This window comes from Acidovorax sp., from assembly GCF_046339755.1.
In the GTDB taxonomy this organism is placed as follows: Bacteria; Pseudomonadota; Gammaproteobacteria; order Burkholderiales; family Burkholderiaceae_C; genus Acidovorax.
Genome location: NZ_JBKDTZ010000207.1, coordinates 1 through 9,750 on the forward strand (window position 1 = coordinate 1; position 9,750 = coordinate 9,750).

Consider the following 9,750-nt stretch of genomic DNA (forward strand, 5'->3'; position numbering starts at 1 on the left):
GTGCGCGCCCGTGGTGTGGAAGCACGCGTTGCAGCTGGTGCTCACGTGGATCATGGCGGGCAGGTCGTACTCCACCATCTTCTCGTAGATGGGGTACCAGTGGCGGTCGGTCAGCGGCGGGCTGGTCCAGTGGCCGCCCGAGGGGTCGGGGTTGAGGTTGATGCCCACCGCGCCGTATTCCTTGACGCACTTCTCCAGCTCGGGGATGCAGGTCGCGGGGTCCACCCCGGGGCTTTGCGGCAGCATGGCCACGGGCACGAAGTTGTCGGGGAACAGGGTGGAGACGCGGTGGCACAGCTCGTTGCAGATGGCCGCCCAGGTGCTGGAGACATTGAAGTCGCCGATGTGGTGGGCCATGAAACTGGCGCGCGGCGAGAACAGCGTGATGTCGCTGCCGCGCTCCTTCATCAGGCGCAGCTGGTTGGTCTCGATGGACTCGCGCAGCTCGTCGTCGCTGATCTGCAAATCGGCGACCTTGGGCATGGCGGCCGGGTCCTTGATGCCGGCGATCTGCTGGTTGCGCCAGTTCTCCAGCGCCTTGGGTGCCGTGGTGTAGTGGCCATGGCAGTCGATGATGAGGCTCATTGCGTTGTGCTCCTTGGATCTTGGTGTTCGGGTTCAGGCAGGGTCCATGCCCTGGCGTTGCTTGGCTTCGGCCGCCGCTGGCGATGCGAAGAAGTCGAGCAGCGCCTTGGCGGCCTCGGGCTGCTGGCTGGAGGCAGCGACGCCCGATGAAAAAATGGTGGTGATCTGGATCGCAGGCGGCAGCGGGCCCACGATGGTGATGCCCTCCACGTGCAGCAGCTCGCTCAGTTGCTGGAAGCCGAGCTCCACATCGCCACGTGCCACCAGGGAGCCCACGGGCACGCCGGGCGGGGCCTGCACCATGCGGCCGGCCACCTGGTCGGCAATGCCCCAGCGCTCGAACAGTTTCGCCAGCGCCACGCCGCTCGGGCCGGTGGAATAGCTGATGCTGCGCGCGGCCAGCACGGCACTGCGCACTGCGTCTTCCGAGCCGATGTCGGGCAGCGGCGCGCCCGCGCGCACCGCCACGGCCACGCCGGAGCGCACCCAGTCGGTCCTGCTGCCGGCCACGACGGCGCCGGCCGCGATGAGCTTGTCGATGGCGTCAGAGGCAAGCACCACCACGTCGAAAGCCTCGCCGGCCTGCACCCGCTTGGCCGCGTCCACGCCGCCCACGGCCTCGATGGCTGCGCGCTGGCCGGTCTGCTGCTCGTATGCTGCCAGCAGCTCGGCCAACACCTGGCGGGTGGCCATGGAGGAGATTCCACGAAGCGGAGCATTCATAGGATTGTTTGGTGGCTAAGTATTTTGGGGTATTCTGCTGCAATTCCAGCTATACAAGAAGTGGCGGATTGGTCTACCAGATATCTCATTTGTCGATGGATCTGAAGCAGCTCGAGTACTTTGTGCGGGTCGCCGAAATGGGCAGCTTCACCCATGCCGCGGCGGCCCTCGGCATGGCCCAGTCGGCCCTGAGCCGGCAGGTGCGCCTGCTGGAGGTGGAGCTGCGCCAGAACCTGCTGGTGCGCAATGGCCGCGGCGTCACGCCCACGGAGGCGGGCCGGTTGCTGGTCGACCATGGGCGGGGCATCCTGCACCAGATGGCCCGGGCGCGGGAGGACATGGAGCGCCTGCGCGGCGGCGTCTCGGGCGCCGTCGCCATCGGGCTGCCCAGCAGCGTGGCGCGCGCGATGGCGGTGCCGCTCATGCGCGCCTTCCGCAAGGAATTGCCGGAGGCTCGGCTCTCGATCAGCGAAGGGCTTTCGAGCGAACTCCTGAGAGGACTGGTCAGCGGTCGCCTGGACATCGTCGTGCTCTACAACGGCCAGCCGGTGCGCGATGTGGATGTGTCGCACCTCATGGACGAGGATCTGCTGCTCGTGCGCGCCCGCCCGCGCGGGCTGGCCGAGGACCCGCCGCCCGGCCCCATCGCGCTCGCCGAGCTCGCGCGGCTGCCGCTGGTCATTCCCTCGCGCCCCAACGCGATCCGCATGCACGTGGAAGCCGAGATGGCGCTCATCGGCTGCCGGCCCGAGATCGCGCTGGAGATCGACGGGGTCGCCGCCATCCTGGACATGGTGGCCGACGGGGCCGGGTACGCGGTGCTGCCGCGCAACGCGCTGCTCAATTCGCCTGTTCCTTCTGCCTACAGCGCCCAGGTCATCGGTGCGCCGCCGCTGCGCATAGCGCTGTCCCTGGCGACCAGCCTGCAACGCCCCGCCACGCAGGTCCAGAAGACCACGCTGGACCTGGTGCGGCTGACGGTCTCCGAAGTCCTCCGGCCGGCGTGAAGGCCCGGTCGGCCCGGCTCGGCGTGTCCGATGCCCGCCGGGCCGTCCGTGGTGACAGCCTTGCAGGCCACGGCCTTTCGGCGCATATGGCCCGGTGCGGCGCAGCCGCCCTCGGCGAGATGCAGGACGCATGCGGGCAGTACCCCGCCCGGCGATGCAGGCCTCTGTCCGTGCGGAAGTCGCACCCGCGCGGCGGACTCACATTGACTGAGACTCAATCTATCAAGCGCGCGACAAAGTGTTTAGAGTCGCCTCGCAAAAAGTCAGCGCGACCGGCCGGCGTGGGGCTGCGGCACCGATCGCGCGCACCAATGATGGAGAGAGGCAGACAATGAACACTGAACCTACGGGTACCGACCGAGCGCGGCGCCGCACCTTTTCGTGCATCGGAGGGGTGCTCGCAGCGGCGGCCGTCGGATTGCCGTTCCGAGCGCGGGCGGCGGCGCGCGAGATCCAGATCGCGATGCTGCTTCCTTTGCAGGGAGGACAGGCGCGCCAGGCCGAGATGATCAGGCAGGGCGTGGACGGAGCGCTCGAACAGGCGAACCGCGCTGGAGGGATCCGGGGGCAGCCCGTCAAGCTCCTGGCCATCGACAACGGGTACCAGGCCGAGAAGACCGTCGAGGCCATCGGGTCGCTGGCGGCAAGGGAATCCGTCGTCGCGGTGACCTCTTTGTTCGGCGGCCCGATCATCGGCGCCGCCATTCCGGCGGCGACCCGCGCGGGCGTGCCGATCGTCGGCGTGCTGCACGGAAACGATGCATTCCGCCGCCCGGGGACCGAGATCGTCACCCATGTGCGAGCGACGTTCGACGCGGAGACCCGCGCGATCGCCGCGTTGTTTCCCACCATTGGCCGGAGCCGCTTCGCCGTGCTGCACGCGACCGACAACTCGGGCACGGCGTTCCGCGCGCAGTTCGAGTCGGTGCTGAAGGCGCAGGGACTGCCGCTCGTCGCCGCCGTGCCCTATGCGCGGGACGCCACCGACTACACCGAGCAGGCGCGGAGCATCGAGCGCAGCGGCGCCGACGTAGTAGTGGTCGGTGGCGTGACCGCGACCGGGATCGCCGCCATCCGCGCCAAGGTGGCGACGAAACTGTGGGCGCAGATGGTCTGCCTTTCCACGGTCGATGAGCGCTCGGTGTGGGAGCAAGTGGGCGCCGATGCGGTTGGCACGGCCTTCTCCAGCGTCGTGCCGAACCCCTATGCGACGCTGCTTCCCCTGGCGCGCGAATACCAGGCAGCGATGAAGGCCCGGAACTACGACCGGCTGTCCCTCAGTTCGTTCGAAGGCTACATCAACGCGCAGGTGCTGCTGGAAGGCCTGCGGCGCGCACCCGGGCTGACGCGCCCCGCGCTCCAGGCCACCCTGCGCGCGATGCAGGGGGTGTCCCTCGGCGGCGTCTCCTTCTCCGCGCCGACCGAGGGAAAGATCGCCAGCGGCATCGACGTGGCCGACATCCTGGTGATGACGCACAACGGACGCATGCTGCGCTGAGTACGCGGCCGGGACGGCTCGGATCCCAGCGCCGCTGCGCATTGGCGGCCGCGCCGCCGCGCGTGGAGCGACCGGCCATGTGCCCCGGCCGTACCTGCATGTGCCTCGGGGCGCGGATGGGTCTGCGGCGCACGACATCCGCCGGCGGGAGAGGAGGGCCGCAGCGGTGGATCGCTTCCGGCCGTACCCGCGGATCCCCCGCGTCGGAGGGCGGCGCGGGTGCGTCCGGGTTTGCGCGAGATCAACATTCGTCCAGGACGCCGCCCGCGGCGGTTGACGGCCGGCCGCGGCAGGCCTAGATTAATAGTTAGGCGACTAACAAAAAATCGCCTGCGCCTGCGGAGACGGCAGAACCTGCAGGGCCGCCCAGCCTGCATCCGCCGACGATGGCAGAAAGGAACGATCATGGACAAGCTTCTGGGGATTCTCGTGATTTTGACGCTACTTGGCGGTGCGGCCACGCTGCTGTGGCTGAACCTGCACCCCGAGTGGTGGAGGCTCCGGCATCCCGGCGCGCTGGAACTGCGGAAGTTCACCGCCCGGCGTCAGGTGCAGGCGGCAAGGACCCAGGACGACCTGCCGGCGACCCGGGCGGCGGAAGTCCGGTGCACGTTCTGCGACCACGCGCCGGCATGCGCGCAGCGCCTGGCGGCCGGGCACACGACGCCGGTCAGCGAGTGTCCCAACCTGCCTCGCCGCTGAATTGCAGGACGCGCCCGGGTGCCAGCTTGGCAGTGCAGGGCAGCGCGCGGCGAGGCTAGGGTGCGCGCTTCGGCGCGTGGATGGTGCTGGCGCATGCGCCGAAGCCGATGCGTCGCGCTCCGCTGCGTTCGCACCAGGCGCGCAGGATGACGGTGTCGCCGTCCTCCAGGAAGGTTCTGTGCTCGCCCGAGGGCAGGGCGATGGCCTGCCGTCCACCGGCAGTCCGCTCGAGGAGCGAGCCGGCCTGTTCTGGATGTGGCCCGGACAGCGTGCCCGATCCGAGCAGGTCGCCAGGCGCGAGGTTGCAGCCGCCGACCGTGTGGTGGGCCACGAGCTGGGCGGGGGTCCAGTAGGCGGCCTCCACGAAGCTCGAGCGCGACAGGCGCGCTGGCAGCAGGCCCGACCGGGCCATCGCCTCGGTCTGGAGCAGCACCTCGAGCTGCACATCGACCGAGCCGCTGGCCCGGTTCCGTTCGGAATTCAGATAGGGCAATGGCTCGGGGTCGCCGGGCGCACGCGGACAAGCGGCCCGGAACGGCGCCAGCGCCTCAAATGTCACGACCCACGGGGCGAGCGTGCTGCCGAAGTTCTTGGACAGGAAGGGCCCCAGCGGCTGGTACTCCCAGGGCTGGATGTCGCGCGCCGACCAATCGTTGAACAGCGCGACCCCGAACAGGTGGCTCTCGGCGCTGCCGATGGCAATGGGCTCGCCGCGCCGGTTGCCCGGGCCCACCAGGAAACCGAGCTCCAGTTCGTAGTCCAGGCGCCTGCTCGGACCGAATTCCGGGTCGCCGGCCTCGGCCCTGCTCTGGCCGAGCGGGCGGTAGATCGGTTCGCCGCTGACGACCACGGAGGAACTGCGGCCGTGGTACCCGATGGGAACCCATTTGTAGTTCGGAAGCAGCGGTGCGTCCGGCCGGAACAACCGGCCGACGGCGGTGGCATGGTGGATGCCGATGTAGAAGTCGGTGTAGTCGCCGATGGCCGCGGGCAGGGCGTATTCGGCCGAGCGCTGGGCAAGAAGGCATCCCTCCAACCTGCCGCGCTCCGTGGCTCCCGTGCGCAGCGCGCGCGAGAGCGCCAGGCGCAGCGCCGACCACGCGGCGGGCCCCATGGCCATGAAGTCGTTGAGGCGCTTGCGCGAGGCGGCCACCGCGGCATCCCGCGCATCGCCGGCGAGTGCGCCGCTGGCGGCCGCGGCGGCCAGGTCGAGGATCTGGTCCCCGATGGCCACGCCGCCCCCAAACGGCCCGGAGGAGCCGCGCCGGCGGAAGACGCCGAAGGGCAAATTCTGGATCGGGAAATCCGTCGTGTCCTCGTTCGCGGACCCGACCCAGCTGCGCAGGTCCGGCGCGTGGGTTTCGTTCACCCGCGTCATGGCCGCGCCGGATCGAAGTGCTTCCCGAGGTTCTGCCAGCAGCGGAAATAGTCCTCCTGCAGCTGGGCGGTCTCCAGGGCGAACGTCGTCGGCCTGAAGACGTCGCACGACTCGAACATGAAGGCCATCGTCTCGGTGAGGTAGTCCGGCCGGGAGGTGTCAGCGGCACTGGCCTTGGCGAAGGTGTCGGCATCCGGTCCGTGCGCGCTCATGCAGTTGTGCAGGGACGCGCCGCCGGGCACGAAGCCCTCGGCCTTGGCGTCGTAGGCCCCGTGGATCAGCCCCATGAACTCGCTCGCGACGTTACGGTGGTACCAGGGCGGCCGGAACGTGTTCTGGGCCACGAGGATGCGCGGCGGGAACACCACGAAGTCGATGGTGTCGACGCCCGGGGTGTCGCTGACGGACTGCAGCACCAGGAAGATGGACGGATCGGGATGGTCGTAGCTGATCGAGCCGATGGTGTTGAACCGCCGCAGGTCGTACTTGTAGGGCGCGTGGTTGCCATGCCAGGCGACCACGTCGAGCGGGCTGTGGCCGATGCGCGCGCTCCACAGGTTTCCCTGGAAGCGCGCGACCAGCTCGAAGTCGCCTTCGCGGTCTTCGTAGGCCGCGACCGGCGTGCAGAAGTCCCGGGGATTCGCCAGCCCGTTGGAGCCGATGACACCGAGGTCCGGCAGCTTGAGGGCGGCGCCGAAGTTCTCGCACACGTAGCCCCGCGCCTGGGCGTCCAGCAGCCGCACCTGGAAGCGCACGCCCCGGGGGATCACGGCGATCTCCTGGGGCTCGAGCTGCAGACGGCCCATTTCCGTTGCCAGCTCGAGGCGACCAGCCTGGGGCACGAGGAGCAGCTCCGCGTCGGCGTCGTACAGGAACCGCGTCTCCATCGACCGGTTGGCGGCATAGAGGTGGACCGCGCAGGACGCGTTGCACGCCATCGTCGTCATGCCCTCGATGAAGTCCGTCGGCCGCTCGGGCATAGGAAGCGGGTCCCAGCGCAGCTGGTTGGGCGTCACGGGGCCGTCGCCGGCCCGGCTCGTCCACCGTCCCGCATCCACGAGGGCGAAAGGATGGTGCAGCGTCGAAGGCCGGATGCGGTAGAGCCAGGCGCGGCGGTTGGCGTGGCGCGGCGCGGTGAACGCCGTGCCGGAGAGCTGCTCGGCGTACAGGCCGTACGGCGCGCGCTGCGGGGAGTTGCGCCCATGGGGGAGCGCCCCGGGGAGGGCTTCGGTGGCGAACTCGTTGCACATGCCGGTCTGGTAGGCGGGTTGTGGTTCAGTCATGGCGATGGCCTGTCCTTGGTTTGATTCAACATGCGGCGGCGCTCCTGCGCCACGCAGGCGCCTGAGCGCACGACCTGGGCGTCTGCCGTGTCTGTTCAGAACGCGTGGCGCATGCCCAGTGTGAGCGTGGTGGAACGGTGGTCGCCCGCTCCCCCGAGCCCTGCGGGCTGCTGGGCCGATCCGGAACCCAGCGCGTAGCGCGAGCCGTTCTGGTTGCCGACCGCGCCCAGCGAGGCATAGGCCATCGTGCGCTTGGAGAGCGTGTATTCGCCGCCGATGGCCAGCCATGTGGCGTCCCGTTGGCCGGTGGCCGCCGCGTAGGCCGAGCGGTCGGAAATCCGCACGGCCTGCACGATGGCGGTGAAGGCACCGAAGGGCACGCGGGCCCCGAGGTTGATCAGGCGGAACTCGCTGGCCGCGGCGCCCGTGACGCCCTGGGCGCGGGCGAGCGCGCCGGTGCAGGTGCCGCAGCTGTTCTTTTCCGCGGTGTAGCCCGCGAAGATCTTGGCGGCGCCGAAGTCGTAGCTGCCCCCGGCGACGACGGCGTCGATCCGGCCGTTCGCGTTGTCCGCGCCCTGCTGTCGTGCCCAGGCCAGCACCGCGTCGACCGGACCGTTGCGGTAGGTCGCCGAGGCGCTGTAGGCGCGTCCAATGGTGGGCTGATTCTCCCCGGCCGCGGCCATGGCGCGAAACGTCAGCGGTCCCAGCCTGGGCGTCACGTAGCCCACCGCGTTGTCGAAGCGGGCGCTGACGGCCAGGGGCAGCAGCTGGCGGGTCGCGTCGGTGCTGCGCGTGATGGCCAGATGCCCGCCGCTGCCCATCCACGAGAAGGCGTCGACGCCGGACTGGGCCACGTAGTAGGGCGTCGGCAGGCGCCCGGCCGTCACGGTGCCCCAGGCGGTGCTTGCCAGGCCGACGGAGGCTTCCCGGCCGAATGCGCGGCCGCCCTGGCCCAGGGTGCCATCGTCCAGATTGATGCCTTGCTCCAGGCGAAAAACCGCGGACAGGCCGCCGCCGAGGTCCTCGACGCCGCGGAAGCCGAGCCGGCTGCCCAGCGCGCCGCCCGACACCAGCCGGCGGGACGAGCCGGCGCCGTTGTTAGACCATTCGACCCCGGCGTCGGCCACGCCGTAGATCGTGACGCCGGACGCCGGCGCGCCTCCTTGCGCATGCGCGGGTGCGAGCCCGAGCGCGAGCAGGCCTGCGGCCGCCGCGGAAAGGGAATGCTTCATGGTTGTCTCCTCGTTGTGATGGGATGGGGCCTGACGGGCCACGCTGCGGGCGATGCGCTGCCCGGCGGGCGGGTGCTCCGCGCCGTCAGCCAGCTGCAATCGGGTGTTAGAGGGCGGCGCGGCGGCGCCGGCGGCGGCGATCAGCCGCCGGCCTCGCCGCTGCGCCTCACTCGGCGCGTGCGCCGGTGTCCTTGATGACCTTGGACCAGCGCGCCATGTCTTCCTGCATGAGTGCCTGGAGCGCGGCCGGCGTCGATGGGGCGGGCTCCAGGCCCTGGGCTTCCAGCGCCGCCTTGACCGCCGGATCCCGCAGTGCCCGGCCCGCCGCCTCCTCGATCTTGGCCACCACGTCGGGCGGCGTGCCCGCCGGCGCGACCAGGCCGATCCAGACCTCGCTGCGGAAGGCCTTGAAGGGGCCGCCCGCGCTGGCGACGGTCGGGACGTTTGGCAGGTAGGGCAGGGGCTGCTCGCCGGCCACCGCGAGCGGGCGCAGGGCGCCGGTCTTGATGTGCGGGAGCACCGAGTTCGCGACGCCGAAGAGCACCTGGATCTGTCCGCCGATCAGGTCCGTGACCACGGGCTGCGCGCCGCGGTAGGGCACGTGCACCATGTCGATGCCGGCCAGGCTCTTGAAGAGCTCTCCGGTCAGGTGGTGCGGCGTGCCGACGCCGGCGGACCCATAGGACAGCTTGCCGGGCTGGGCCTTGGCCAGGGCGATCAGCTCCTGGGTCGACTTGGCGGCGAGGCCGGGGTGGACGACCAGGACGAAGGGCACGCGGCCCAGCTGCGTGACGGGAACGAATTCCTTCACGGGATCGTAGCCCGCGCGGCCGTCCGGATAGAGGAAGGGGTTGGTGACGAAATTGTTGGCCACGACGAGCAGGGTGTGGCCGTCGGGAGCCGCCTTGGCCGCCTGCTTGGTGCCAACGTTGCCGCCCGCGCCCGGGCGGTTGTCGACGATGACGGGCTGCTTCCAGTACTCGCCGAGCTTCTGGCCCACCGTGCGCGCCAGGGCGTCGTTGCTGCCGCCGGGCGTGAAGGGCACGACCAGCGTGACCGGCCTGCTGGGATAGCCGTTGGCATGTGCGCACAGTGCGATGCACGAGCCGAGAAGGGCGGCGGCCATCGCCTTGATCGCGCGGCCGGGCAGTTCAGTCTTCATGGGGTTGTCTCCTTTTTGTTTCGTGGAAGGGGCTTGCGGCTAAGCGGCGCCGCGGACCGTGTCGACCACCTGGCCGGCGTGCTCCACGTGCGAGCCGCGCCATGCGACATGCCCGTCGGGACGCACCAGGACCAGCGGGCGTTCGTAGGCTCTCGCCACGTCGGCCTGCTCGATGGATTC

Annotated in this window: 10 protein-coding genes; 3 read left to right on the forward strand and 7 right to left on the reverse strand. The window is 70.1% G+C overall.

The window, feature by feature from the left end:
• Both ACK59X_RS16980 and ACK59X_RS16985 read right to left on the reverse strand, forming a co-directional pair.
• The coding region (locus tag ACK59X_RS16980) for an amidohydrolase family protein (RefSeq protein WP_409959040.1) at positions 1–585 on the reverse strand (585 nt) is incomplete at its 3' end.
• 33 nt (positions 586–618) lie between these two features.
• Entirely contained in the window at positions 619–1,278 is a 660-nt protein-coding gene (locus ACK59X_RS16985) for a substrate-binding domain-containing protein (RefSeq protein ID WP_017404923.1), read from the reverse strand.
• A 125-nt stretch (positions 1,279–1,403) separates the two neighbouring features.
• Here ACK59X_RS16985 and ACK59X_RS16990 point away from each other — a divergent pair, with 125 nt between their 5' ends.
• The 3 genes from ACK59X_RS16990 (at position 1,404) to ACK59X_RS17000 (ending at position 4,515) form a co-directional block, all read left to right on the forward strand.
• The gene (locus tag ACK59X_RS16990; RefSeq protein ID WP_017404924.1) at positions 1,404–2,315 is read left to right on the forward strand and encodes a LysR substrate-binding domain-containing protein; all 912 of its coding nucleotides are present in this window, start codon (positions 1,404–1,406) and stop codon (positions 2,313–2,315) included.
• Positions 2,316–2,646: 331 nt separating this feature from the next.
• On the forward strand, positions 2,647–3,813 hold the full coding sequence (locus ACK59X_RS16995) for an ABC transporter substrate-binding protein (protein ID WP_026062255.1): 1,167 nt from the start codon (positions 2,647–2,649) through the stop codon (positions 3,811–3,813).
• A gap of 405 nt (positions 3,814–4,218) precedes the next feature.
• Positions 4,219–4,515, forward strand: coding sequence for a hypothetical protein (locus ACK59X_RS17000; protein ID WP_409959043.1), 297 nt, complete (start codon positions 4,219–4,221; stop codon positions 4,513–4,515).
• Between the two features lie 55 nt (positions 4,516–4,570).
• On the opposite strand, the gene fahA is transcribed toward ACK59X_RS17000, so the two are convergent.
• The 5 genes from fahA to ACK59X_RS17025 all read right to left on the reverse strand — a co-directional run bounded on the left by fahA (position 4,571) and on the right by ACK59X_RS17025 (position 9,729).
• Positions 4,571–5,893 carry a fumarylacetoacetase gene (gene fahA / locus ACK59X_RS17005; RefSeq protein WP_017404927.1) on the reverse strand — a complete coding sequence of 441 codons (1,323 nt, stop codon included), beginning with the start codon at positions 5,891–5,893 and terminating at the stop codon, positions 4,571–4,573.
• A complete protein-coding gene (gene hmgA / locus ACK59X_RS17010) occupies positions 5,890–7,176 on the reverse strand; it encodes a homogentisate 1,2-dioxygenase (RefSeq protein WP_026062256.1) in 1,287 nt (428 codons plus the stop codon). Before hmgA ends, fahA begins: the two co-directional genes overlap by 4 nt.
• Before the next feature lie 95 nt (positions 7,177–7,271).
• Positions 7,272–8,408, reverse strand: a complete 1,137-nt coding sequence (locus ACK59X_RS17015; protein WP_017404929.1) for a porin — start codon at positions 8,406–8,408, stop codon at positions 7,272–7,274.
• A gap of 166 nt (positions 8,409–8,574) precedes the next feature.
• Positions 8,575–9,570, reverse strand: coding sequence for a Bug family tripartite tricarboxylate transporter substrate binding protein (locus tag ACK59X_RS17020; protein WP_017404930.1), 996 nt, complete (start codon positions 9,568–9,570; stop codon positions 8,575–8,577).
• A gap of 39 nt (positions 9,571–9,609) precedes the next feature.
• Positions 9,610–9,729, reverse strand: a complete 120-nt coding sequence (locus ACK59X_RS17025) for a hypothetical protein (RefSeq protein ID WP_409959046.1) — start codon at positions 9,727–9,729, stop codon at positions 9,610–9,612.
• Positions 9,730–9,750: the final 21 nt, after the last annotated feature.

Bases quoted from the DNA above. Each gene is read 5' to 3' on its own strand.
- ACK59X_RS16985 (WP_017404923.1), bottom strand. From the start codon at position 1,278: ATGGCCACCCGCCAGGTGTTGGCCGAGCTGCTGGCAGCATACGAGCAG.
- ACK59X_RS16990 (WP_017404924.1), top strand. From the start codon at position 1,404: ATGGATCTGAAGCAGCTCGAGTACTTTGTGCGGGTCGCCGAAATGGGC.
- ACK59X_RS16995 (WP_026062255.1), top strand. From the start codon at position 2,647: ATGAACACTGAACCTACGGGTACCGACCGAGCGCGGCGCCGCACCTTT.
- ACK59X_RS17000 (WP_409959043.1), top strand. From the start codon at position 4,219: ATGGACAAGCTTCTGGGGATTCTCGTGATTTTGACGCTACTTGGCGGT.
- fahA (WP_017404927.1), bottom strand. From the start codon at position 5,893: ATGACGCGGGTGAACGAAACCCACGCGCCGGACCTGCGCAGCTGGGTC.
- hmgA (WP_026062256.1), bottom strand. From the start codon at position 7,176: ATGACTGAACCACAACCCGCCTACCAGACCGGCATGTGCAACGAGTTC.
- ACK59X_RS17015 (WP_017404929.1), bottom strand. From the start codon at position 8,408: ATGAAGCATTCCCTTTCCGCGGCGGCCGCAGGCCTGCTCGCGCTCGGG.
- ACK59X_RS17020 (WP_017404930.1), bottom strand. From the start codon at position 9,570: ATGAAGACTGAACTGCCCGGCCGCGCGATCAAGGCGATGGCCGCCGCC.